General features: G+C 47.9%; 21 protein-coding genes. 11 read left to right on the top strand and 10 right to left on the bottom strand.

The window, feature by feature from the left end:
• The first annotated feature begins 67 nt into the window (after nt 1-67).
• From GSQ66_RS13600 to GSQ66_RS13590, 3 genes are all read left to right on the top strand, one after another.
• Nucleotides 68-1,363, top strand: coding sequence for a cation:proton antiporter (locus GSQ66_RS13600; RefSeq protein WP_162427964.1), 1,296 nt, complete (start codon nt 68-70; stop codon nt 1,361-1,363).
• Complete coding sequence (locus GSQ66_RS13595; RefSeq protein WP_162427963.1) at nt 1,350-1,952, top strand: alpha-ketoglutarate-dependent dioxygenase AlkB family protein; 603 nt, start codon at nt 1,350-1,352, stop codon at nt 1,950-1,952. Before GSQ66_RS13600 ends, GSQ66_RS13595 begins: the two co-directional genes overlap by 14 nt.
• A gap of 87 nt (nt 1,953-2,039) precedes the next feature.
• Complete coding sequence (locus GSQ66_RS13590) at nt 2,040-3,425, top strand: FAD-dependent oxidoreductase (protein WP_162427962.1); 1,386 nt, start codon at nt 2,040-2,042, stop codon at nt 3,423-3,425.
• Between the two features lie 55 nt (nt 3,426-3,480).
• On the opposite strand, the gene GSQ66_RS13585 is transcribed toward GSQ66_RS13590, so the two are convergent.
• Both GSQ66_RS13585 and kynU read right to left on the bottom strand, forming a co-directional pair.
• Nucleotides 3,481-4,950 (bottom strand): potassium/proton antiporter, encoded by a 1,470-nt coding sequence (locus GSQ66_RS13585; protein ID WP_162427961.1) that lies wholly within the window; start codon nt 4,948-4,950, stop codon nt 3,481-3,483.
• 138 nt (nt 4,951-5,088) lie between these two features.
• Nucleotides 5,089-6,366: a kynureninase gene (gene kynU / locus GSQ66_RS13580; protein WP_162427960.1), complete on the bottom strand. Its 1,278-nt coding sequence runs from the start codon at nt 6,364-6,366 to the stop codon at nt 5,089-5,091.
• A 261-nt stretch (nt 6,367-6,627) separates the two neighbouring features.
• Here kynU and GSQ66_RS13575 point away from each other — a divergent pair, with 261 nt between their 5' ends.
• On the top strand, nt 6,628-7,722 hold the full coding sequence (locus GSQ66_RS13575) for an amidohydrolase family protein (protein WP_202923354.1): 1,095 nt from the start codon (nt 6,628-6,630) through the stop codon (nt 7,720-7,722).
• A 206-nt stretch (nt 7,723-7,928) separates the two neighbouring features.
• Nucleotides 7,929-8,456, top strand: coding sequence for a DUF4168 domain-containing protein (locus GSQ66_RS13570; protein WP_238395692.1), 528 nt, complete (start codon nt 7,929-7,931; stop codon nt 8,454-8,456).
• 69 nt (nt 8,457-8,525) lie between these two features.
• On the opposite strand, the gene GSQ66_RS13565 is transcribed toward GSQ66_RS13570, so the two are convergent.
• The 3 genes from GSQ66_RS13565 to rpoN form a co-directional block, all read right to left on the bottom strand.
• The gene (locus tag GSQ66_RS13565) at nt 8,526-10,064 is read right to left on the bottom strand and encodes a hypothetical protein (RefSeq protein WP_162427958.1); all 1,539 of its coding nucleotides are present in this window, start codon (nt 10,062-10,064) and stop codon (nt 8,526-8,528) included.
• Between the two features lie 1,016 nt (nt 10,065-11,080).
• On the bottom strand, nt 11,081-11,701 hold the full coding sequence (locus GSQ66_RS13560; RefSeq protein ID WP_162427957.1) for a hypothetical protein: 621 nt from the start codon (nt 11,699-11,701) through the stop codon (nt 11,081-11,083).
• Nucleotides 11,702-11,857: 156 nt separating this feature from the next.
• Nucleotides 11,858-13,309, bottom strand: coding sequence for an RNA polymerase factor sigma-54 (rpoN, locus tag GSQ66_RS13555; RefSeq protein ID WP_162427956.1), 1,452 nt, complete (start codon nt 13,307-13,309; stop codon nt 11,858-11,860).
• A gap of 287 nt (nt 13,310-13,596) precedes the next feature.
• Here rpoN and asnS point away from each other — a divergent pair, with 287 nt between their 5' ends.
• From asnS to GSQ66_RS13535, 4 genes are all read left to right on the top strand, one after another.
• Nucleotides 13,597-15,036 (top strand): asparagine--tRNA ligase, encoded by a 1,440-nt coding sequence (gene asnS, locus GSQ66_RS13550; protein WP_162427955.1) that lies wholly within the window; start codon nt 13,597-13,599, stop codon nt 15,034-15,036.
• Nucleotides 15,037-15,171: 135 nt separating this feature from the next.
• Nucleotides 15,172-15,705, top strand: coding sequence for a porin family protein (locus tag GSQ66_RS13545; RefSeq protein WP_162427954.1), 534 nt, complete (start codon nt 15,172-15,174; stop codon nt 15,703-15,705).
• 922 nt (nt 15,706-16,627) lie between these two features.
• Nucleotides 16,628-17,410, top strand: a complete 783-nt coding sequence (locus tag GSQ66_RS13540) for an enoyl-CoA hydratase-related protein (protein WP_162427953.1) — start codon at nt 16,628-16,630, stop codon at nt 17,408-17,410.
• Nucleotides 17,411-17,595: 185 nt separating this feature from the next.
• Entirely contained in the window at nt 17,596-18,324 is a 729-nt protein-coding gene (locus GSQ66_RS13535; protein WP_162427952.1) for a TapB family protein, read from the top strand.
• Between the two features lie 74 nt (nt 18,325-18,398).
• Here GSQ66_RS13535 and GSQ66_RS13530 read toward each other — a convergent pair whose 3' ends face one another.
• Entirely contained in the window at nt 18,399-19,115 is a 717-nt protein-coding gene (locus GSQ66_RS13530) for an ABC transporter ATP-binding protein (RefSeq protein WP_162427951.1), read from the bottom strand.
• Nucleotides 19,116-19,330: 215 nt separating this feature from the next.
• Between GSQ66_RS13530 and GSQ66_RS13525 the strand changes: the two genes are divergently transcribed.
• Both GSQ66_RS13525 and GSQ66_RS13520 read left to right on the top strand, forming a co-directional pair.
• Nucleotides 19,331-19,909 carry a DUF4142 domain-containing protein gene (locus tag GSQ66_RS13525; RefSeq protein WP_162427950.1) on the top strand — a complete coding sequence of 193 codons (579 nt, stop codon included), beginning with the start codon at nt 19,331-19,333 and terminating at the stop codon, nt 19,907-19,909.
• Between the two features lie 99 nt (nt 19,910-20,008).
• Nucleotides 20,009-20,575 (top strand): DUF4142 domain-containing protein, encoded by a 567-nt coding sequence (locus GSQ66_RS13520; RefSeq protein WP_162427949.1) that lies wholly within the window; start codon nt 20,009-20,011, stop codon nt 20,573-20,575.
• Nucleotides 20,576-20,669: 94 nt separating this feature from the next.
• Here GSQ66_RS13520 and uvrA read toward each other — a convergent pair whose 3' ends face one another.
• The 4 genes from uvrA to GSQ66_RS13500 form a co-directional block, all read right to left on the bottom strand.
• Complete coding sequence (uvrA, locus tag GSQ66_RS13515; RefSeq protein WP_162427948.1) at nt 20,670-23,567, bottom strand: excinuclease ABC subunit UvrA; 2,898 nt, start codon at nt 23,565-23,567, stop codon at nt 20,670-20,672.
• A 131-nt stretch (nt 23,568-23,698) separates the two neighbouring features.
• Entirely contained in the window at nt 23,699-24,088 is a 390-nt protein-coding gene (locus GSQ66_RS13510; RefSeq protein ID WP_162427947.1) for a YidH family protein, read from the bottom strand.
• 23 nt (nt 24,089-24,111) lie between these two features.
• Complete coding sequence (locus GSQ66_RS13505) at nt 24,112-24,519, bottom strand: YidH family protein (RefSeq protein WP_162427946.1); 408 nt, start codon at nt 24,517-24,519, stop codon at nt 24,112-24,114.
• Between the two features lie 117 nt (nt 24,520-24,636).
• On the bottom strand, nt 24,637-25,359 hold the full coding sequence (locus GSQ66_RS13500; RefSeq protein WP_238395900.1) for an LOG family protein: 723 nt from the start codon (nt 25,357-25,359) through the stop codon (nt 24,637-24,639).
• Between the last annotated feature and the right edge of the window lie 71 nt (nt 25,360-25,430).

The following is a 25,430-nucleotide window of genomic DNA, read 5'->3' as shown; positions in this document are numbered from 1 at the left end:
CTATTCCGGGTTTATTTGCGTACAAACCGCTAAGAAAAATCATGAACTGCCAACCACCATCCTCCATATGGATTCATACATTATTGTTATTACCATAATAGGGTTGGCTGCTCTCTCCATGGCCTGGGTGCCAGCCATGATAGAAAAGAGTTTTCTTTCTTACCCTATCATTTATTTGCTGATCGGTGTACTAATTTATTCGCTGCCCCTTAGCCTTCCGTTCCCAGACCCTTTATGGCACGAAGGCTATGCCGTGCATCTTACTGAGTTGAGCGTTATAGTTTCGCTGATGGCCACCGGCCTTAAAATAAGGCGCAGGGTTAGCTGGAAAAACTGGAAGATTCCGCTGAAGTTAGTATCTGTAACCATGTTGCTCTCTATTGGTATACTTGCTTTTTTAGGCTGGTGGTGGCTGGGCCTGGCTCCTGCAGCAGCTGTGCTACTCGGGGCTGTTATGGCGCCCACAGATCCGGTGCTGGCAGAACAGGTGCAGGTTGGTCCTCCTCACGATACAGAAGAAGACGACGTTCGCTTCTCGCTTACCGCTGAAGCCGGTCTTAACGATGGCAGTGCTTTCCCGTTTGTGTGGCTGGCTATAGCTATAGCAGTAGGCGCAAGTACAGGAGAAGGATGGGTTACAGAGTGGGTATTGTGGGATCTGGTTTATAAAGTTATTGCTGGCGTAGCTATGGGTTACGTCATTGGCAGGGGGCTGGCATATCTTATTTTTTACCTACCCAGGAGCTCTTCTTTTCCTGAGACAGGCGATGGCTTTGTTGCCTTGTCTGCTACGTTGGTAACTTATGGCCTGACAGAAATGGTACATGGGTATGGCTTTATAGCCGTGTTTATAGCAGCGCTAACCATGAGCAGTTATGAAGAAGGGCACGAATATCATACCGAAATGCACGACTTTGTAACGCAGATAGAGCGTATCCTGATGGTAATACTGCTGATGTTGTTTGGAGGAAGCCTGGTTACCGGACTGTTGGATCATTTAACCTGGGAGGGAGTTTTGCTGGGTCTCGGGTTCTTGTTCATTATCAGGCCCCTGACAGCCTATATCTCTATTTTTAAAGATAATTGTAGTATCAGAGAAAAGGTAGCGATAAGCTTTTTCGGGATACGTGGCATCGGGTCTTTCTTTTACCTGGCTTTTGCATTTAATGAGGCAAATTTTACTGATACGGATGAATTGTGGTCTATAGTTGGGTTTATAGTTATGGTTTCTATCGTGCTGCATGGCGTAACGGCATCCAGGGTGATGGATTACCTGGACTCGAGCCGGCGAAGAGAGAGGAGAGCTAAAAGACGGCTGGCTTCTGAGAATAAAGGAAGGTCATACAGGGATGAACAAGTTTAAAATAGACAGTGCAGCAAACCTAACTATACCAGGTGCGGAAGTATATTTTGTGCCTGATTTCTTTACTCAACAGGAAAGCGAACGATACTTTGAGCAACTACTGGAGCAGGTAAACTGGAAACAGGAAAAGATACGCATGTTCGGGAAGGAACTACCCATGCCGCGCCTGACCGCCTGGTACGGCGACAAAGCCTATATGTACTCCGGCCTTGAGAATAAACCGCAACCCTGGTTACCGGTATTGCTGCAGATAAAAGATAAAGTAGAAACCGCCACCGGCCATAACTATAACAGCGTATTGCTAAACCTGTACCAGAACGGCCAAAATAGCATGGGCTGGCACTCCGACGATGAACCGGAACTAGGTCCTGAGCCAACTATAGCATCGGTTAGTTTTGGAGCAGAACGCAGGTTTGGTTTCCGGCATAGGCACAACAAAGCACAAAAGAATATCTACCTGACTATAACCCACGGCAGCCTGCTGCTGATGCAGGGCCCAACGCAACGCAACTGGCAGCATGCCATCCCCAAAACAGCCAGGCCCACAGGCAACCGCATTAACCTTACTTTCCGTAACATTGTAAGCTAAACTGGCACAGCCTGCAACAATCATTGTGAAAAAAGAAAGGAAACCGTTACTTTACAGCAACAGTGGTATTGCCCTATACTTTACGCTATGACCGACAAGAAGAACATCGCCATTATGGGAGCCGGATTGGTAGGCTCGCTGCTATCGTTATACCTGGCCAAGCGCGGCTATAAAGTAGATTTGTACGAGCGCAGGCCCGATATGCGCGTGAGCACCCTGGATGGTGGCCGTTCTATTAACCTCGCTCTAAGCGACAGGGGCTGGAAAGCACTGCGTGGCATTGGTATAGAAGACGAAGTGCGCCGGGTGGCAATACCCATGTATGGCCGCGTAATGCACGACGAACAAGGCAACCTGACGTACCAGCCTTATGGCAAAGAAGGGCAGGCGATTTACTCTGTATCGCGGGCGGGGCTGAACATGGCGCTTATGAATGTATCGGAGCCAAACCCGGATATAAACTACCACTTTAACCGCCAGGTGCAGGACGTAAACCTGAAAACCAACGAAGTTACACTGCGCAACCACGATGATGCTATCGACGAAACTATAACGCCGGATTTGATTTTTGGTGCAGACGGGGCTTTCTCGATGGTGCGCGGTGCCCTGCAGAAAACAGAACGGTTTAACTACCAGCAAAGCTACCTGGAGTACGGTTACAAAGAACTAACTATACCACCTGCTGAAGGTGGCGGTTGGCTCCTTGAAAAAAATGCCCTGCACATCTGGCCGCGCGGCAACTATATGATGATCGCGCTGCCGAACACGGACGGGAGCTTTACCTGTACGCTGTTTTTCCCTTACGAAGGCGAGCGCTCCTTTGCCTCCATCAAAAACGATACAGACCTGCTTAACTTTTTCCTGGAAGTGTTTCCGGATGCGATACCTTTGATGCCGGACCTGGCCCAGGACTATTTCTGCAACCCAACGGGCTCGCTGGTAACTATAAAATGTTTCCCGTGGAGCTACGAAGATAAAGTGCTGCTGATAGGCGATGCCAGCCATGCGGTGGTGCCGTTTTACGGGCAGGGCATGAACGCCGGCTTCGAGGACATTACCGTGCTGGACAAGATGCTGGATACCTTTGACGGCGACTGGAGTGCCCTGTTTAAAGCCTTTGAGCGCAAGCGCAAACCTGATGCCGATGCCATAGCCGACCTGGCCGTGATGAACTTTGTAGAGATGCGCGACAAGGTAGCCGACCCCAGGTTCCTGCTTCGCAAAAAAGTAGAAGGCAAAATAAGCGAGCAATACCCGGGCAAATGGAATACGCTGTATAGTATGGTTACTTTCTCTGATCTGCCTTATTCTTACGCCCTTGAAACCGGCCAGCAGCAAGACAAGATCATGAAGAAGGTAATGAAGTACATCCAGACTATAGAAGACTATAACAAGCCGGAAGTGCAGCAACTACTCGAAAAACAGCTCATTCAAAAAGCGAAACTAAAAACATACCAGCCACAGGAAGCATAACCGGCTGCGTTAAACTATAAAAGGCAACTATAGAATTGTAGTTGCCTTTTATAGTTTAAGCGGAAATACCCAATGCCTGGTTTACTTTTTCAAGTTCACTGTCGTTGTTTATCATTACCAGCAGCTTGTCGTTTTCTTCGAGCACGGTAGCGCCATTTGGGGTAACGTATTTGCCGCCACGGTTTATAAGCACGATCAGGGCTGTTTTCGGAAACTGTAATTCAACTATAGATCTGCCTACTGCCATACTTTCCTTTGTCAGGTCGAGCTCTACAAGTGCATTTTTCATATCAAGGCCCATTTCTTCGCCTAACTGGAAACGCTTCGGAGAACTGTCGCGGCGGGAGAGGCCCAGCCACCGGGCCACAACTGTAAGTGTAGTGCCCTGCAGCATAACCGACGTGAGCACAATAAAGAACACAATGTTAAACATCATGTCCGCTTTCCCGACACCGGCCAGCAGCGGGTAAGTAGCAAACACAATAGGCACTGCACCGCGCAAACCTACCCACGAAATATATAGTTTATCACGAAAAGTACTCCGGAATGGGATCAGGCTAATAAAAACGCTTGCCGGACGGGCCACAAACATCAGAAAAAGCGAGATAAGTACTCCGGTGCCAAATACAGGTATCATCTGCGACGGGAACACCAGCAAACCAAGCGTCAGGAATATAACGATCTGCATAAGCCAGGCCAGGCCATCGTAGAACCTGGTTAAGCTGCCTTTGTGTATATAGTTGCGGTTGCCCAGCATAACCCCGGCAATGTATACCGCCAGGAAACCGTTGCCATTGATGACTGTGGTAAACGCAAATGTAAAAATGAGCATGCCCAGCGAAAGTGCCGGATAAAGGCCATCCTGATGTAATTTTATCCGGTTAATGACCCAGGCCATCGTGCGCCCCATGGCAATACCCATAATAGCACCAATACTCATCTGCAGAAAAAACATAGGTACCAGCTGCCACATACTTGCTTCTCCTTCGTTCATCACCAGGTAAGTAAAACTCACGGTCAGGAAGTAAGCCATCGGGTCGTTGCTGCCGGATTCCAGCTCCAGGGTAGGGCGCAGGTTATGTTTAAGACCGATGTTTTTAGAGCGAAGGATAGAGAACACGGCCGCTGCATCGGTAGACGAAACGATAGAGGCCAGCAGCATTGCCTCCAGGAAAGTAAAGTCAGTGATACGCCACACAAACAGCCCCAGCAGCATGGCGGTTATAAATACCCCAAAGGTAGATAAGCTCACCCCCCGCCAGAGAATAGGTTTGGTAGTTTCCCAGCGCGTGTCCAGGCCCCCTGAAAAAAGGATAATGGCAAGGGCAACAGTACCCACAGACTGGGCCGAACCGGGATCATCGAAATGAATTTTTCCAATGCCTTCGGAGCCGGCCAGCATGCCTACCGCCAGGAACAGGATCAGGGCCGGGATACCATATTTACCGAGGCTCTTACTGAGAAAAATGCTTATCAGTAACAGGATAGAAGCACCCAGTAAAATGTTCTCGATCGAAAGATTCATCCGTTGGTCTGGTAACTATAGATGCTCTTTATACTTAAAAACAGCTTAAAGTTTTGAGCTTGAATATGTTTTAATAAAAAAATGGCCTGTTTTTATGCAAAACAGGCCATTACAATAGTTTTTATATTGTGTTAGAGTTTACTGGTGTTCTTCCAGTGTTTTGTGCAGGATTTCAGAGAAAAGGAATACTTCTTCGAAGCTGTTGTAAAGCGGGGTAGGGGCTACACGAATAACGTTCGGTTCGCGGTAGTCCACTATAATGCCGGCTTCCATTAGTTTGTTAAACAGCTCACGGGCATTCTTTTTTACCAATATCGATATCTGGCAGCCACGCGCTTTCGGATCAGTTGGGGTGATCATTTCCAGTACATCTTTGCCTACATGCACATCGTTGATCAGGTACTCCAGGTAACCGGTCAGCTTTTCGCTTTTGGCGCGCATATTTTCCATGCCGGCTGCATCAAAAATCTCTAAAGAGGCACGGTGCACAGCCAGTGGTAAGATCTGGGCGTTGCTCAGTTGCCAGCCTGCAGCTCCGGACATCGGTATAAAGCCTTTTTTCATCTGGAAACGTGAGCTGGCATCGTGGCCCCACCAGCCGGCAAAACGTGGCAGTTCAGGATTGTTGGCATGGCGCTCGTGCACAAACACACCGGACGTGCCGCCCGGGCCGGAGTTCAGGTATTTGTAAGTACACCACACCGCAAAGTCTACACCCCAGTCGTGCAGTTTTACAGGTATGTTGCCGGCAGCATGTGCCAGGTCAAACCCAACTATAGCACCTGCTTCGTGGCCTGCTTTGGTAATGGCTTCCATATCGAACACCTGGCCCGTATAGTAGTTTATGCCACCCATCATCACCAGCGCCAGCTCATCGGCATTGTCTTTTATGGCTTGCAGAATGTCTTCGGTACGAAGTGTAAACTCGCCTTCGCGCGGGTACAGTTCAACTACAGCTTCGTCGGGGTTATAGCCATGAAAGCGGGTCTGGGTTTCCAGGGCGTATTGGTCTGACGGGAAAGCACCTGCCTCGGTAATGATCTTAAAGCGCTTGCCTTCCGGCCTGTAAAACGACACCAGCATCAGGTGCAGGTTCACGGTCAGCTGGTTCATGATCACGACTTCGCTTTCTTTGGCGCCTACCACGCGGGCCGCACCGGCAGCCAGCAGTTCATGGTAATTAAACCAGGGTTCTTCGCCTTTAAAATGCCCTTCCACTGCCAGGTTAGCCCATTTATACATTTCGTTATCGATGTACATCTGTGCTGATTTTGGCTGCAGGCCAAGCGAGTTGCCACAGAAGTAAATGGCATCCTGTTTGTTAACCTGCGGGAAGTAAAATTTATCTCTGAAGTGATGTAACGGGTCGTTCTGGTCTTGCTCCTGCGCAAAGGCAAGGGTATTCTGATAGTTCATTATAAATTCAGATCAGTTATAGTTTGTGCCACCCGGGGTAGCTATAGTTCGTAAAGGTCTGCGAATATACTAATTTGTGCCGGTTTGCTTTTGCGCTATAGTTATGTTTAGGACGCTGGCTATAGTTTAAGCCTGAATGGTAACTATAAAATCAGAAAAGCTTTTGTGGGTTGGCCTGCGTATTTAAATATAAAAGTTTTATCTTGTTGAATTGCCTGACACTATTATAACGATAAATCCGGCATTTCGCCCTTTTACATCATGCACAAACAAACGCCTACACATCCTGTACTAACAGACTCGGGTCTGCTGAAGATAGATATACACACGCATATTTTGCCGGCTACCTGGCCTAACCTGCGCGAACGGTACGGATATGGCGGCTTTATACGGCTGGAGCACCACAAACCCTGCTGCGCCCGCATGATGATGGATGACAAATTCTTCCGCGAAATTCAGGACAACTGCTGGGACCCCAAGGTACGCATGCACGAGTGCAGCCAGTATAAAGTAGGTGTGCAGGTGCTCAGCACTGTGCCGGTTATGTTTAATTACTGGGCCAAACCCGAACATACCTACGACCTGAGCAAATTCCTGAACGACCACATAGCCGGCATCGTAGCTGATTACCCGGACCGTTTTATTGGCCTGGGTACGCTGCCGATGCAGGATGCCGACCTTTCTATAAAAGAGCTGGAACGCTGTGTAAAAGAACTGGGTATGCCTGGTATACAGATTGGCTCTAATATAAACGGCAAAAACCTGGATGCCGCAGAGCTCTTCCCGATTTTTGAAGCCGCACAGGACCTGGGCGCTGCTGTTTTTGTGCACCCCTGGGATATGCTGGGCAAAGATAGAACTGGTAATTACTGGATGCCGTGGCTGGTCGGCATGCCCGCCGAAACGACGGTTGCCATCTGTTCGATGATATTCGGTGGTGTGTTTGAGCGCTTGCCAAAACTGCGTGTTGCGTTTGCGCATGGCGGTGGTTCTTTCCCGTCAACGATTGGCCGTATTGCCCATGGCTTTGAAGTGCGGCCAGACCTTTGCGCGGTTGATAACCCTGTAAACCCACGCGAGTACCTGGGCAAGTTCTACTTCGATTCGCTGGTGCACGACCCGCTGATGCTGGAATATTTGGTGAACCTGGTTGGCGCGAACTGCATTGCCTTAGGTACCGATTACCCCTTCCCGTTGGGCGAACTGGAACCCGGCAAACTCATCGAATCAATGCCTTACGACCTGGCAACTATAGAACGCATGCTGAACGGCACTGCCCTGGAATGGCTTAACCTGAAAAAGGAACAGTTTGTAAAAGAGCCAACTATAAAGTCTGCCTCTCCGCTTGTTGGGTAAAGTTATAGTTTGCGTAAAACCCGCAAGACTATCATTTCTTCCACTTTTCAGTGCTTATATCCTGGCTTAAACTATAGGTTTGATTCTCCTTGTTGCCTTGTTTTAAGAACTAAACAGCTGGTAATGGAGTATAGTATAGGTTTATGGCTGTCTATCAGCTTCGATTTATCCATTCTTAAAACCAATCCGGAAGAAATCTTATGAACATGATCAATAATAAACTGAAGGGGCTTGCTGTGGCTGTACTTATAGTTGGAGCAGGTACTGTCACCAATACAGCTTTTGCGCAGAAGAAAAAGCAACAGACACCGCCGGCTCAGCCTAAAACTGAACAAACTACTCCGCAAATAACCCCAACCACTACCTTCACCGATGCAGACCTGAAGCAGTTTGCCGAAGCCAATAATCGCCTGATGGTTATACAACAGGAAGGAGAGAAAGCCATGCTTGCTATTTTGACGGAAGAGAAACTGAGCGTAGAAAAATTCAGTGAGATGGCAAAAGCACATCAGCAGCAGAAAATAAACGAAGTGAAAGCTACGCCGGAAGAATTTGCTGCTTTTAACAGGTCGGCGCAACGCATGATGGAAATGCAGCCGACGATGGAGCAGGATATGGAAAAGGCAATTGTAAAGGACGGGATGACGGTAGAAAAGTATGAACAGATAATGCTTGCCGTTAAGCAGGACCCGGCCATGCAGGCCAAAGTGCAGCAGCTGATGGGCCAGAAATAAAAAGCATTAACCATAAAAAAACGCTGCCCTCAGAAAGGGTAGCGTTTTTCATTTGTATTCTCATATCTTTTAGTTCCCCGGGGCGAACTCCATAATCCGGAAGGTTTTTGATTTGCGGTCGTAGTAGCCATAATGCAGTTTGTTGCCATAGCGGTAAACCGTTTTATAGTCCGGCTCGGATTTCAGCTCCTGTTCAAACTTATCTACTTTGTCCTGCACCAACTCATTGGTACCGTTATCAGCTTTTGCCAATGTGTTATCATCCAGCACAGCCCTGAAATAAGTGCTTGTGCCAGGCCCGGACGGACGACCACCACCTTGCCCATACGGGTCATAAAAGTAGCGGCTATAGTACGGCGAGTTAAGATAATAGCTTGGTATGTTATAAGCCGGAACCCAACGGCCGGGAATCATCATCAGGCCGCGCGACGTTCGGTAATACTGGTCCGGAGTACGTACCATGCGCGACATATCCGATGCTGAGTTCCGATCTCCCGGCGGGTCGTAAGAACCTATCGTTAACTGTATGGTGCTATCGGTAAAAGCATTTACTGTAATGGCAGGTAAGCCTTCAGCCAGCTTCTTCATTACTTTCGATGTCTGCTTCACGGTATCAACATCAGAGGCAAACAAGCCGCGCATACCACGCTGGTATACCGGCGTAGACTTGATGGCTATTTCCTGATCGCCACTGAATGTGTAGGTTTTTACAGGCTCCAGGTTATTGAAGTTGTAAGCTGTAAGGTTCAGCTTGTCGCGGTCGAGCTGCAGCCTGAAAAGTGTGTCGCGGAACAGGAAAGAGTTAAACGAAGGTTCATTGCGCTGTTCCAGTGCTGGCAACGTGCGGTAAGTTGCTTTGCCTGTTTCCCAGTTCAAAGCCAGTATTTCTGTTGTCGCTTCTTTCCGGCTAAGGTCTTTCAGGGACTGGCCATCAAAAATGATGTAAATGTTTCCATCACGACTATAGATCTTGCCACTATGGTAGCCGGCCACCACAGTCTGCTCCATGTCCGGATGTACATACACCAGGTCCATAAGACGGGTATCTTTAGTCCGGGTTTCGGGCAGGTTGGGCTCAAATATCTGGCGCTCCATTTTTGCTAACCCTTCCGGCGAGTCGCTGCTGCGGTACAGGTGCAGGCGGTCTTTCCGGTCGGTATACAGCATGTAAAAGTGCTCGTCGTCGCCAAAGCCGCCAACAAAATAAGTGTTACGTTCTTTGTCGAGCTCTACATCCTGCAAGCTTCTGAAAGCACCGGTATTACGGTTAATGGCAAATGGACGCACATAATCACGGCGGCCATTCTCGTAGCGGCTGTAAAAAATAAAATCTGTGTCGGTTACACGTGTGCCTAAAACCTGCGGGTCGCGGTTCCAGCGGTAAGGAATCTCGTGCTTGGCCAGTACCTCTCCCTCAGGAGAAACGAGCGTAAAATGAAGCTTGTTATTCTGATAAAAATACAAGCAGACATTCCCATTATCGTCAGCCACCGAAACCAGGTCTTCTGGTTGGCGGAGTGGCAGCTCCAGGTTTGCGAACTCGCGCTGGGCACTGGCCATTTGCGCAAAGCCCATAAACAGGAGCAGGGTTAGGATGAATTTATGCATAGTGTTAATATACGATTTACGAAGTATAACTAGCAAATTTCCAGCCAGAAGTAATGGTTATAGAGGGAGGCTGCGGTATTTTTAAAGTAGTTTCAGCTCATTTGCCGGTTTTACTTACAGGTAAGGTCAGAATCGCGGCTTCATGGCAACTAATTGATTTACATGATTAGGACCTGGCAATGTGCAAAGTTCCTATCAGCGCTGGTTTATAGTTTTCAAATTGTCATCCCGAGCGTTCTTGAGATAAGAGTTTAAGAATGCCGGCGGAGCTGTGAGAAATCTGGATTCTATAGTGAGCTATAGTTGCAACCTGAACCAAGCCTTTTCTTTCATAGCTTTCTTCAATCCTGGGAGCTTTATGAACCTATCGTTCTATAGTTTGCTTTGGTGCCCTCACGGCCGGGAGGCCCCGTCTTGGGGGTAGGGGCCCTCGATAAGGGCATCGCGCTGTACCCTCGTGCCTCGGGTTGCCTGACGGCACCGCAACAAATTAAAGGCGCTCAACCCAAAGACTGCGATCAGTTCGATAGCTGTAGTTGCTATAGCTGGAAAGGCTATGATTGCATTGCCTTATCGTGGCTATAGTTCCGTAGGGACAGGTCGCGACCTGTCCTATCTTGGTCTGTAACTATAGCTAATTCAGATTTCTCCCGCTGGTCGAAATGACAGCTTTAAAAACTGTAGCGGAAAAGTCCCCCTTTGAAGGGGGCAGGGGGATGACAAACACCCACTATAAAACGATATTCTCAACTTTAACTATAGCCGCAATTCCCCTCCCGGGAGGGGCAGGGGTGGGTTAATACCCCAACTATAAAACAGTAACCTCAACTATAGCGACTGCTGAAAAGCGCTCTCTTCTGTTTTGGCTAGGGGCCCTCTTCAAAAGGAGAGGGCGAGGTGTGGTAATTTCCGGGAGGGGCAGGTAATACCCGGACTATAGAACTACAGCTCAAACTATAGCAAAACACAGATCCTGAAAATCAACCTGATCCCTGTTAATCCGTGGTTCAGACAAACTATAACGCAAACATCCCGGCGGTAAGTGCCAGCAAAAGACCGCTTCCGAAACCGGTGTATACTTCTGCTGGAGTATGTGCGTCTAATGCTAAACGGGCAGACAGAACAGCACCGGTTAAAATTATACTTAAGGAGATCGGCAAAAGCATCGGCACATCCGGCACCAGTCTGCTCAACAGCAAAAGCAGGCCTAGCGCCCCACCAACACCCACACTGTGCGCACTCACTTTCCAGAACAGTGAGATGCCATAGGTTAGCAATACAGATGCAGTAATGATTGCCATGATAAAATAAAAAATCTCATCGAAGGCAGGCTCGCGGTAAAGCAGGTAGGTGGTAATGCCATAACACAGACTGGTAAAAAGTAATGGAAGGCGGCGCTGTTCACGGCGTTCCATTTCCATAGAGTCCAGCTGGCCGGAACGCACCATAGTGTAAGCTCCTAAACCAGGAATTATGAATGTGGTGAAAAAGATCATGCCCAGTACAATCCAGCGGCTTTGCATGGGCAGCGAAAGAGTTGGAGCGGGCAGGTAATAAAGTATAAACGCAAAAAGGTATGTTGGCAGCAACAGCGGGTGTAAAACTACAGACAAGGCTTTCGCGAGCGAACGATTCACGGGTGAATTAATTAACAATGAGTAATGATGGATGACTTATCTTTAATGAATAATGGCTAGTGAGTAATGATTAAAATCTTAAATGACTACGTCTGCAAACACCCTTCTTATTTTGTACTCCTCATTATTCATTCATCATTACTAATTATTCATTAACTATAGTTCTTTGCGTAGTCGGGCTACCGGTATATTAAGCTGCTCGCGGTATTTGGCAACGGTGCGGCGGGCAATGTTGTAGCCTTTTTCGTTCAGTATCTGCTCTATCTTTTCATCCGACAGGGGCTTGCGCTTGCTTTCGCCTTCAATAATCTCTTTCAGAATATGCTTTACTTCACGGCTGCTGGCATCTTCGCCAGAGTCGGTAGCGATACCTTCTGAGAAGAAATACTTGAGCGGATAAATACCAAACTCGGTTTGCACGGCTTTGCTGTTGGCCACGCGGCTTACGGTACTGATGTCCATGCCAATATCTTCGGCAATATCTTTCAATATCATCGGGCGCAATTCGCTTTCATCACCTTCCAGAAAGAAATTGTGCTGATACTTGATGATGGACTCCATAGTGCGCAGCAGTGTGTTCTGGCGCTGGCGAATGGCATCTATAAACCACTTGGCGGCATCCAGTTTCTGCTTCACAAATGTTACGGTCTCCTTTAGCTTCTTATCCTTTTTGTCTGACTTATCATAAGCATCAAACATATCGGCATACGAGCGGCTGATGCGCAGGTCCGGGGCGTTGCGTGAGTTAAGCGAAAGCTCCAGCTGGCCGTTATTGTTGGTCAGTATAAAGTCCGGGATGATGTACTGAATACGCGTCATGCCGGCTCCGGCGCCACCTGGCTTCGGGTTCAGTCTGGTAATTACGTCTATGGCCTTCTTCAGCTCATCTTCCGATACGCTAAACTTAGACTGTATTTTCTGGTAATGCTTTTTGGTAAACTCATCGAAGGCATCTTCTAAAATGCGCTCGGCAAGTATGGTTATCTCGTCCTGGTCGCGGCGGTGCAGTTGCAGCAGCAAACACTCCGGCAGATCGCGCGCAGCAATACCGGCGGGGTCAAAGGTCTGGATCATGTGCAGCACTTCTTCTATCTCCTCCACGCTGGTCTCAATGTTCTGCGAAAAAGCCAGGTCGTTGGCAATAGCGCTCAGGTCGCGACGGATATAGCCATCGTTATCTATACTGCCTATAAGCTGCATGCCAATAATATGCTGCTTGTCATCCAGGTCCAGGAAGCCCAACTGGTCCATCAGCTGATCGGTAAGCGATGAAGCAACGGCAATCGGCATTTCGCGGTCATCTTCGTCTTCGCCGCCACGGTCGCCCTGCATTTTATAGCCGCTTATCTCGTCGTCGTTCAGGTAGTCGTTAATGTCAATGTCGTCTTTGCCGTAATCATCGTCATTATCGCCGTACTCGTCCGTTTCAGAGTCGTTGAACTGGTCCTCGGGCTCGTTATTGCCTTCTTCCAGGGCAGGGTTTATTTCCAGTTCTTCTTTAATGCGCATCTCCAGCTCGGCCGTAGGTATCTGCAACAGCTTGATAAATTGTATCTGCTGCGGCGATAGCTTCTGCTGTAAAAGTTGTCTTAAGTCGAGACGCTGCATGGGTTAAGAATTGGTTATCAGTAACGGTTCCCCGTATTTCAAATTTAGAATAATTTTACTCGCAATATCAACAAAAGGTTGAAAATTCGTGTGTTTAGCACATTTTTTGTTAAGAACGTCCAGCCACTCAGGTGTGTTTATCGCTTTTTATAGTTTCTGGCTTACCTTTGCAGGCTGAGGGGTATAAGCTATAGCTATAGTTAAATGCATTTGGCCGTTAAAATTCCGGTCAATTCTTTATACCTTTAACATCAGGCTACATTTAAATTACATAAACGCAACGTTACATGCAACGCACAAAAGTTAAAGACCTGCTGACAGGCGCCGAAGCGGGCAAAGATGTTCTGCTGAAAGGCTGGGTGCGCACCAAGCGCGGAAATAAGTATGTGAACTTTATTGCCGTTAACGACGGCTCTACTATAAGTAATATCCAGGTTGTAGCCGACGCCAATAATTTCAGCGAAGAACAACTGAAAGACGTGACAACCGGCGCAGCCGTTTCTATTACTGGGGAACTGGTTGCATCGCAGGGCAAAGGGCAGGCGTTTGAAGTACAGGCTAAAACGATAGAAGTACTGGGCAAAGCGGATCCTGAAGCATATCCGTTACAAAAGAAAGCACACTCGCTGGAGTTTTTGCGCGAGATCGCACACCTGCGTTTCCGTACCAATACGTTTGGCGCTGTGTTCAGAGTGCGTAACACGCTGGCATTTGCCGTGCACAAGTTCTTTAACGAGAAAGGCTTTGTATACATGCACACCCCGATCATCACAGCGTCGGATGCAGAAGGTGCCGGTGAGATGTTCAGAGTAACCACCTTAGACCCGATCAACCCGCCTAAAACAGAAGACGGACAGGTAAACTATAGCGAAGACTTCTTCGGTAAAGCTACTAACCTAACCGTATCTGGTCAGTTGGAAGGTGAGCTGGCGGCCATGGCTTTCAGCGATATTTATACGTTCGGACCTACCTTTAGAGCTGAAAACTCGAACACCACGCGCCACCTGGCGGAGTTCTGGATGATAGAGCCGGAAATGGCTTTCTACGATCTGAAAATGAACGCCGACCTGGCCGAGGAGTTTATTAAATACATCATCCGCTATGCCCTGGAGAATAACCGCGAGGATATTGAGTTCCTGGGCCAGCGTCTGGCAGAAGAGGACAAAGCCAGGCCACAGAACGAGCGCCAGGAAATGACTTTGCTGGAGAAGCTGGAGTTTGTAGTGAACAATGATTTTGAGCGTGTTACTTACACCGAAGCGATCGACATTCTGCTGAACTCTAACCATTACAAGAAGAAGAAATTCCAGTATGATGTTAGCTGGGGTATTGACCTGCAGAGTGAGCACGAACGCTACCTGGTAGAGAAGCACTTTAAAAAGCCAGTTATAGTTACCGACTACCCGAAAGACATCAAAGCGTTTTACATGCGCCTGAACGACGACGGCAAAACCGTTGCCGCGATGGATATTTTGGCGCCAGGCATTGGCGAAATTGTAGGTGGTTCGCAGCGTGAAGAGCGTCTGGATATACTGGTAGAGCGCATGAAAGGTGTTGGCATACACGAAGAAGACCTGTGGTGGTACCTGGATACCCGCCGTTTCGGTGGCTGTCCGCACGCCGGTTTCGGTCTGGGCTTCGAGCGTATGGTGCAGTTCGTTACCGGAATGGGCAACATCCGCGACGTAATTCCTTTCCCGAGAACACCCCAGAACGCAGAGTTTTAAACTGAACTATAGTTTATAGTTATCAAACGCCTGGCTATAGTTTAGTCGGGCGTTATCGTTTTAATTTATACTTTTTACTACATGAACAAATTTTACCTTCTTTTGCTTTTTTTAATATGCCTGGGCAGCAGCAGTATGGCACAAGATACCTCTCAGCAGGAGCAGTCTGGCAAAAAGAGTTACACAGGCATTAAAGGTGGGGCTAACCTGTCTACTTTTTCCGGAGATCTGCAGAACCTGGAGATGCAGTTTGGGGCAAATGCCGGCATTTATGCATTGTATATGGAGAGTGAGCAGTTTGGTATTCAGCCGGAGATACAATATTCGCTGCAGGGTATGGGAGAGAAAGGGCGTGGCCACCTTTTAATGCATTACTTAGCTATCCCGATCATGCTGAAGTACTACCCTGTCCCAAGCTTTAGCATACAGGCAGGCCCTTATGCGGCACTCCTTTTAAAAGCTAAATACGAATACGAGGCTGTAGATGTGACGGATAACAAAGCGAAAGGAAATGACTTTGGCTTTGCCTATGGCTTTTCGGTTGGTAATGAGAGTAAGCTTACTTTCGGTGTCCGCCACCATGTAGGCCTGTCAAGTATCTACAAAGACTATAAGGCATACAATCAAACGGTACAGGCAAGCATCAGCTTCTGCGTCAGCCAGAAATAGGGGGAACGTTGCATCGCGGCAGATAATTTTACCCCTTCCCAGGCTTCCCCCTTCAAAAGAGGGGAAGGAGCTTTCGAGTTGTCGCTATAGTTCAGGTTGTAGTGCTATAGTTGCTGTTTTAACCCACCCCTGCCCCTCCCAAGAGGGAAATTGCGGCTGTTACTATAGTTGAGGATATTGTTCTATAGTTACCGTTTGTCATCCCCCTGCCCCTTCGAAGGGGGACTTTTCTGCTACAGTTTTTCAAGTTGTCATTTCGACCAGCGGGAGAAATCTGATTTAGCTATAGTTACAGCCCATCCACGGACAGGACAGGTCGCGACCTGTCCCTACGGAATTACAACCAAGAGAAAGCGATGCAACTATAGCTTCTCAAACTATAGTTAAAGCAGTTACTATCGAAAGATCGCAGTCTTTGGGTTGAGCGCCTTGTAGATTTCCGGTGCCGTAAGGCATTGCGAGGAACGAGCAAAGGAAATGTACACCGCGCGATGCCCTTATCGAGGGCCCCTACCCCCAAGACGGGGCCTCCCGGCCGTGAGGGCACCAAATCCAACTATAGAACTATAGGTTAATAGAGCTCCCAGGATTGGAAGTAACTATGAAAGAAAAGGCTAAGTTCAAGTTGCAACTATAGCTAACTATAGAATGTATTCCTCAACTATAAGCTGAGATAGATTTCTCGCTAAAGCTCGAAATGACAAATAGTAAAGGACATATAAGATCCTTTGACTTCGCTCAGGATGACTTTCTTCGACTCGCGCCTCAAGAATGCTCAGTAAGGCACTAATTGGAAACTATACGATTAAGCTTCTTCAAGTTTTAAGAATTACAAAAGCAAAATTGGCCATTGGTACAATGACTTTGCACTTAACCCCATCTTCATTACCTTTGAATAACTACAAAACAAACCCGTTAAACTATGGCTTACGAGTGCTTACTATATGACGTGCAGGATGGGGTGGCAACCATCACACTAAACCGACCAGATGTATTTAATGCCTTCAACGACCAGCAAAGCTACGACCTGCAGGATGCCCTGAAACAGGTGACCCGCGATGACAAAGTGCGCGTGGTGGTGCTGACCGGCGCCGGAAAAGCGTTCTGCTCAGGACAGGATCTTAAAGCCATTGCCAGTGCCAGCAAACGTGATTTGTCGGAGTCGCTGGAGAAACGGTATAACCCCATTATACGTGCCATGCGCAATTTACCTAAGCCAATCATTTGTAAACTGAATGGGGTAGCTGCAGGTGCAGGTTGTTCGCTGGCCCTGGCTTGTGATATGGTAGTGGCATCTACGGCCGCCAGTATGATAGAAGTATTTGTGAATGTAGGGCTGGTGCTGGATTCTGGTTCCTCGTTTTTCCTGCCGCGTGTCGTTGGCTCACTTAAAGCATTTGAGTTAAGCACGCTGGGCTCAAAAGTATCTGCTGAGGAAGCTTTGCAACTGGGTATGGTTAACAAGGTAGTGGCACCGGAAGAGCTGGATGGAGCTGTGGCAGAGCTTGCGGCCCGTTTTGCTGTGGCGCCAACCAAAGCCATTGGTCTGATGAAGAAAATGCTAAACAAGTCTTTCAACTCATCGCTGGATGAAATGTTGGATTATGAAGCGTATTGCCAGAAGATTGCCGGTAACTCTGCCGACTATAAGGAGGGTGTAACAGCCTTTAACGAGAAGCGGAAACCTGAATTTAAGGGAGCGTAACTATAAACTATAGTTTGATCAATTTCGGAAGCCGGAGCATTGCTCCGGCTTTTTTTATAGTTACTATTAAGTTGCCGGCGCTTTATGCCCGTACTTATAGCTACTAGGCTTTCCTACTCGTATATGCTGATCAACAATGTGTTATGTTTTTTTTCTCTGTAATCTTTAACCAACTCTGCAGACAAATGAAAAATAAGGCCCTTTACTTTTTAATGGTTTTGATGGTAGCAACTATAGCTTCAGTGCCGGTGCGGGTACTGGCCCAGGATTGCTCGGGGTATTATATGCTCCAAAACAACGCTGAATATGAACTAGCAAACTATGATAAAAAAGATAAGCTGACAGGCAGGGTACAGTACAAAGTTACATCTGTTAACAGCAGCCCTACCAAAACAGAAGCCATACTGCATAGTAAGGTTTACGACGAAGATGGGGATCTTGCCACCGAAAGTGATTACATAGTTACCTGCCAGAACGGAAGCATTCTGATTGATATACGGTCTGTGATGAACCCGGAAATATTTGCGGCTTACCAGAACATGGATGTGAAGATGCATGGTGACCATTTAAATTACCCGCTGACGCTAACAACAGGGCAGCGGCTGGACGATGGTACCTTTACTATAGATGTGCTAGATAAACAAAGCGGGCAGGCGTTAACTTCTATTGTTATGAACATAACGGAACGTACTGTTGGTGATAGGGAAAGTATACATGTACCTGCCGGTGCCTATAGTGCTTTTAAAATAAACCAGGACATGGAGATGCAGACCAGAGCAATGGGAATGAACATGCCGGCAACACGCCTCCAGACAGTAGAATATTTTGTGCCGGGAGTTGGTATGGTGCGGTCAGAGGCTTATAAAAACGGGAGACTGCAGTCTTACACGGTCTTAAACAAAATTGTAAAGTAACTATAGCTACAAAGGTCTATAAAACGAAAGCCTGTTGCGTTATGCGGCAGGCTTTCGTTTTATAAATGCAGGTATCAAAAGGAGTATCCAACAGAAAATTTAAGTTTACCGAGCGGAGTTGCTGCAATGTATGAACTTTCGTCGCGGATGAGTTCGTAGCCGATAATGTGCTCGGGCAGTAACTCATCAGCACTGCTGGCTTTGGCATATTTTACACGACCACCCAGCGCACCGGCAAGTTCCAGGGTAAAATGCCTGCCCAACAGGTGCTGATAGCCGATCTGGTAGCTAAGGTCTAAAGAGTGCTGGTACAGGCGGCCCACAAAGCGGTAATTGGGCGAGGTCGGGTCCTGCTCAGGCAATTCAAAAACATCTTTATCGAAGAGCAGAAAGCGGTAACCGAACACCGGCCCATGAAAAAAACCAAAAGGAGCACTCTTCTTTTTAGAAGTGTAATGGCGCTGGCTCATGTGTATGCCCACCCCCAGCACATCTTTCGCTTCAAAATTTCCCCAATCCTCTGTTCCGTCTTTCAGGTAGCTCTTATAGATATACCCGATCCCATACTCGTTGGCTACACGCCCTGTCCGTAGCTTTTCCAGCGACAGGTATATTTCGCCTAACTGCACCGGGTGCAATTTTATGATACGGTCGTGCGCTTTGTCTATCTCTTTTATATCTGGCTCATCCGGGTCCTGCTCTTGCCCGCGCTGAGCCAAGGCTACTTGTAGGGTTAGCAGGCACAGCAAGAATAAAAATGCCTTAAACAGCGTGTGTAATTTTTTCTTCATAGAGCTGGGGTTTAGAGGCCAAACTATAGTATAAGCCTGAAACTAAAAAAATAAACAGCAAAACAACCTATATCCTTTACGCAAAAACGAATTGCATTAGCCAAGCCTGAGCAGTAGTAGGTGGCTATAGCAGCCTACGTTATAACCAGATGATTATTAGGGCGTATAAAAGATGTTGCAACTTGATAATGTACTACTTAACAAACTATAAAACTATGAAAAAATTAACATCAACAACATTAATTGTATGTGCTTTGCTGTTTGGCTTTAGCTGTAATCAGAAGCAGGAGCCAGTAGAAGAAGCACAGGAAGCGAACGAACAGGCGTTTGAAGACACGCCAATGGAAGAGACAAAGGATGACCTGTCGGAGTTTATGACCAAAGCTGCCAGTGGCGGCATGATGGAAGTAGAGCTTGGCAGGCTGGCGCAGCAAAAAGGGCAGCATGCTGATGTGAAGAGTTTTGGACAGATGATGGTGACCGACCACACCAAAGCAAATGACGAACTGAAAGCGCTGGCCGCCAGCAAAAGTATTATGTTACCCGATAGCATGGGTAGCGACCACATGGACAACGTAAAAGAACTGCGCGACAAAACCGGTGCCGATTTTGACAAAGCGTATATGAACCTGATGGTGGAAGACCACCAGGAAGACATTGATGAGTTTGAAGAAGCAGCCCGTGACCTGCAGGACGCTGATGCGAAAGCCTTCGCCAGCAAAACATTGCCTGTACTTAAAAAACACCACGAGCGGGCCAAGCAGATAAAAGACATGCTGGATAAACAGAAATAATAGCAGCTATGCAGGTTTTGTTAACCTGCGCCAAAACATAAAAAAGCATCTGCAAGTAACTATACTTGACAGATGCTTTCTGTTTATAAACCAACAACTATGAAACGATTTTTATCTATCGGAGCAACGGCAGCTATTGCCATAAGCCTGCTGAGCGGGTGTAACTCTAACGACAGTATAAAAGCAGCCTCCGGACAGAGCGTAGCGCAATTTGAGCAAGCCGGCGTGAAGAACATGCAGAACGATGCCATTTTTGTAGCCGAGGCTGCCAGTGCCGATATGTTATATCTGCAGCTAAGCAAGGAGGCTATTACCAGAGGCGTAAGTCCTGAAGTGAAGGAAATGGCTCAGCAGATGCAGGAAGAGCATGAGCAGATGCTGACAGAGCTGCAGGAATTGGGCAGTAGGGGTAATTTTGTTTTACCGCAAACGTTAGGAAATGCACACAAGGAAATCTACGACGAAGTAGCCTCAAAAGAAGGCATTGCATTTGATCTGGCTTATATCAGGGAAGTCAGGCACCTGCATGATGAACTGCTGGACCGTTACGAAGATATGTCCAAGAACGGTGTTTCGATGGAGGTAAAGCAATACGCATCGCGGCAGCTGCCGCTTATAAGGCAACACCTGGAACAAGCCGAGGCTCTGGAAAAAAAGATACAGTAACGATAAAGCCGCAACTATAAACTATAGCTGCGGCTTTATCGTTAGTTGGCCTTGCTTGCAGGGCGCGAGCAAGGTTTTTTTTTATGATAACCTGTTATTCCTGCCCGTCCTCGCGGTAATGGCTGGTTGCCAGTTCTTCTTTCAGGAATCTGGAAGTATAGCCTTTCTTCACTTTGGCAACCTGCTCCGGTGTACCGCTGGCAACTATAGTTCCGCCACCTTCGCCTCCCTCCGGGCCAATATCAATAATCCAGTCTGCAATCTTTATCAGATCAAGGTTGTGCTCGATGATAAGTACCGTGTTGCCTTTATCTGTCAGTTTATGCAGTACTTCGCTCAGGTGCTCGATGTCCTGGAAGTGAAGTCCGGTTGTAGGCTCATCCAGAATGTAAAGCGTCTGTCCGGTATCTTTTTTAGATAGTTCCGTCGCCAGTTTCACACGCTGCGCCTCACCACCAGATAAGGTAGTAGCTTGTTGGCCAAGCGTAATGTAACCTAAACCAACTTCGTTCAGTGTTTTGATCTTGCGCAGGATACGTGGCTGGCTCTCGAAGAAATCTACCGCCTGCTCTACGGTCATGTCCAGCACGTCTGTTACGCTTTTGCCTTTAAAGCGTACTTCCAGAGTTTCGCGGTTGTAGCGTTTGCCTTTGCACACTTCGCACGGCACATACACATCCGGCAAAAAGTTCATTTCAATGGTTCGCATACCCGCACCTTCGCAGGCCTCGCAGCGGCCACCTTTTACGTTAAACGAGAAACGGCCTGGCGTATAGCCTCTTATCTTCGCTTCCGGAAGCTGAGCAAACAGTGTTCTGATGTCTGTGAACACACCGGTATACGTAGCAGGGTTAGAGCGCGGCGTACGGCCAATCGGCGACTGGTCCACTTCAATAACCTTGTCTATTTTATCCAGTCCTTCAATCTTTTTATAAGGTAACGGTTCACGCTTGGCCCGGAAGAAATGGGTGTTCAGGATCGGGTAAAGTGTATCGTGAATCAAAGATGATTTACCTGAGCCTGAAACGCCTGTTACGCAGATCATTTTGCCCAGCGGCAGTTCCAGCGTTACGTTTTTCAGGTTGTTACCCGTAGCTCCTATCAGTTTTAACTTTTCGCCATTGCCCGGGCGCTTGGTACGTGGTACGGCAATGCCACGGCGGTTGCTCAGGAAGTCGGCAGTGGTCGTTCCGGCGCTCATTATTTCTTCCGGGGTGCCGGCTGTTACCACTTGCCCGCCATGTATGCCTGCGCCTGGACCGATATCCACTACGTAATCTGCCTGCATGATCATGTCCTTGTCGTGCTCCACCACAATAATCGAGTTTCCCAGGTCGCGGAGGTCTTTCAGCGCATTTATCAGGCGCTCGTTGTCGCGTTGGTGCAGGCCTATACTTGGCTCATCCATAATGTAAAGCACGCCCACGAGCTGCGTGCCGATCTGTGTTGCTAACCGGATGCGCTGGCTCTCGCCACCAGATAAGGTTTTAACAGGGCGGTGCAGACTCAAATAATCCAGGCCCACATCCAGCAAAAAGCCGATGCGCTTGCGGATCTCTTTCAGGAGCTCTCTGGCAATTACATTCTGGCGCTCGTTCATTCTGTCTTCCAGACCGTCGAACCAGGCAGCCAGTTTGTTAATATCCAGCACCGAAAGCTCTCCAATGTTTTTACCAGCGATCTTAAAGTGCAGCGATTCCTTTTTCAGTCGGTAGCCGTTACATTCCGGGCAGGTATTGGTCTGCGTAAAATCTTCTACCCACGAGCGGATGTTATCCGAATCAGACTCCATCTGGCCTTTCAGGAAGTTGATGATACCTTCAAACTCTACTACATAGTTGCCTTTCTTAGTATTCACTTCCAGGTCTTCTTCCAGGCCATATAGCAATACCTTCATCACATCTTCCGGCAGGTCCTTCAGCGGCGTAGATACCGATACTTTAAAGTGCTTGAACAGCGCTTCTATCTGCTTAAAGATCCAGATGTCGCGGTACTCGCCAAGCGGGGCAATGCCACCACGGCGTATGCTCAGGCTTTTATCCGGGATAACCGATTCTTCTGTAATTTCCTGTATCTCACCCAAACCATTACAAACCGGGCAGGCACCGTAAGGCGAGTTAAATGAAAATGAGTTCGGAGCCGGATCATCGTAGGCGATACCAGTAGCAGGATCCATGAGGTGACGCGAGAAAAAGTGTGCCTTATCGGTATCTATATCCAGAATAAGGGCAGTGCCTTTGCCATGCGTCAGGGCATTTTGGATAGAGCTCGACAAACGGAAGCGGTCTTCTTCCTTCACCACGATCTTGTCGATCACGATCTCGATGTCGTGAATCTTATAGCGGTCTACCTGCATCTTGGGGGTAATTTCCAGCAACTCGCCATCTACGCGTGCCCGGATAAAGCCCATTTTGCGGATCTGCTGGAAAAGCTCGCGGTAATGTCCTTTACGGCCTTTTACCACAGGCGCCAGCACAACTATGCGTTTGCCGTCGAAGTTCTCCAGAATGTGGTTTACGATCTGGTCATCGCTCTGGCGCACCATTTTTTCGCCGGTCACATAACTGAATGCCTCGGCGGTACGGGCCCACAACAGGCGCATAAAGTCGTAGATCTCGGTGATGGTACCAACCGTAGAGCGCGGGTTGCGGCTGGTGGTTTTCTGCTCAATGGATATTACCGGCGACAGGCCTTCTATCTTGTCCACATCAGGGCGCTCCAGGCCTCCCATAAACGAGCGGGCGTAGGCCGAGAAAGTCTCCATATAGCGGCGCTGCCCTTCGGCGTAAATGGTATCGAAAGCCAGCGACGATTTGCCCGAACCACTGATGCCCGTAAAGACAACCAGCTTGTAGCGCGGCAGGGTTATAGAAATGTTTTTGAGATTATGTTCGCGGGCGCCATATACTTCAATCTGCTGCGTTTCGCCGTTATGCGAGAAGGCTGCTGAAGCTACGCCGGTATCTGTAGGTTGCTTTTGTTCTAAAGCCATTCAGGATGCGTTGATTTTAAATAGCAAAGGTATAAAATTGCCAGCGCTTTACGACAGTAAAACACCAACCCTTCTTAACAGCAAATCAGCGCAATTGGTTTAGCAAATGGTAACTTTCCTGTAGCTATAGTTCAGTCAGAGTTGCCGTAGCGGGATGCTTCTTTTTCGTGAATGGCTGCGTGATGGTGGCTGGTTTGTGTAAATTCCTTTTGCTGGCGCTTTATAAGTTTCTGTTTCTTGAAATACCGGAAAAAACTATAGATGGTAAGGCCGCTGCCTAAAGTGATCAGCGCCAATCCCAGAAGCCCCATGTATTTATGTTGCGATAGTTTGATAGCGGCAACACCTCCGGCCAGCAGGGCAATGGAAGTGCGCAGGTAAGCCATCAGGGTGCGCTCGTTGGCAAATATGGTGCGCTGCACCGCCATCTCGTTCCGGATTTCCGTGTTCTTTTTCTCCTGCTGTTTCAGCTTCTTTTTCAGGCGCTTTATTTCTTCTTTTTCCGGGTCTGGCTGCATCATGGTAAGCAGTATATAGTTGTAAACTAAACTATAGGATTAGGGCTTTCCGTATCAGGATCTGCTTTTTCCTGGGCCACTACTTCGGCCAGTATAGGGCTGGTAGGGGAATATAAGGTTGCATTTCGTGCTATATCCAGTTTCTGTTTGTTATAGCGCCTGTAGCCAAAATAAGCTACCACTACACCCATCGGAATAGAGACCAGTCCCACGCCTATGTAAAACAGGTCATCGAACAACTTAATAAAGGTAAGCCCTGCCAGGATCATGGCGGTGGCAGTACGCATATAAGCCAGAAGTGTGCGTTCGTTTGCCATTCTGGTACGTTGCATGGCCAGGCTGTCGCGTACTTCCAGGTTCTGCTTTTCCTGTACCTTCAGGTCTTTTTTAAGCTCTTTTCGTTTTCTTCGGTTTAGTATGCCTCTCCAATTCATACAGGGAGTATACGGTGGCATATAGGAAGAGTATACTAACTATAGGAGGTAGCGCGCAGGCAAACAAAAACCCGCTGTGTTAGCAGCGGGCTTTTGTATAAACTATAGTTGTTTCTCTTAGAAGTTTGGAGAAAGCAGGTACTTGCTGTAGAATGCATCAATAATGTTTACAGCTTCTGACGGATCGTCTACAATGTGCACCAGGTCCAGGTCTTCGCGGCTGATGTTGCTTTCCATGTTCAGCATCACATCTTCTACCCACTTGAACAAGCCACCCCAGTATTCGCGGCCTACCAGCACAATCGGGAAGGCACCGATTTTTCTTGTCTGGATAAGTGTTATCGCTTCAAATAATTCGTCAAGCGTACCGAAACCGCCAGGCAACACTACAAAACCCTGTGCATACTTCACAAACATAACTTTGCGCACAAAGAAATAGTCGAAGTTAATGAGCTTGTCAGCGTCGATGTAGATGTTGTTGAACTGCTCGAATGGCAGGTGAATGTTAAGGCCTACCGATTTGCCACCCTCAGAGTGTGCTCCTTTGTTGCCGGCTTCCATAATGCCCGGGCCACCGCCAGTAATTACACCATAACCATGGCGCACCAGCTTGGCAGCAATTTCCTCGGCCATTAAGTAGTATTTGTTGTCGGCTTTGGTTCTTGCTGATCCGAAAACAGAAACGCACGGACCGATCTTGGCCAGCTTCTCGAAGCCATCCACGAACTCAGCCATTACTTTAAATATCTGCCACGAGTCGGCTATTTTAATCTCATTCCAGTCTTTGTCTACAAACGCTTTACGTATGCGGATATCTTCTTCAGAGGCAGGAGGAGCCATTACTTCACCGGCTTCGCGCAGGTCGGTAATAGATTTTGCCTTGTTATCGTTTGCATCGGGGTTTAAAATGG

This window comes from Pontibacter pudoricolor, assembly GCF_010092985.1.
GTDB classification, from domain to species: domain Bacteria; phylum Bacteroidota; class Bacteroidia; order Cytophagales; family Hymenobacteraceae; genus Pontibacter; species Pontibacter pudoricolor.
The sequence above is the reverse complement of the archived record's forward strand: the minus strand, read 5'-3'. Positions and strand labels throughout refer to the sequence as shown.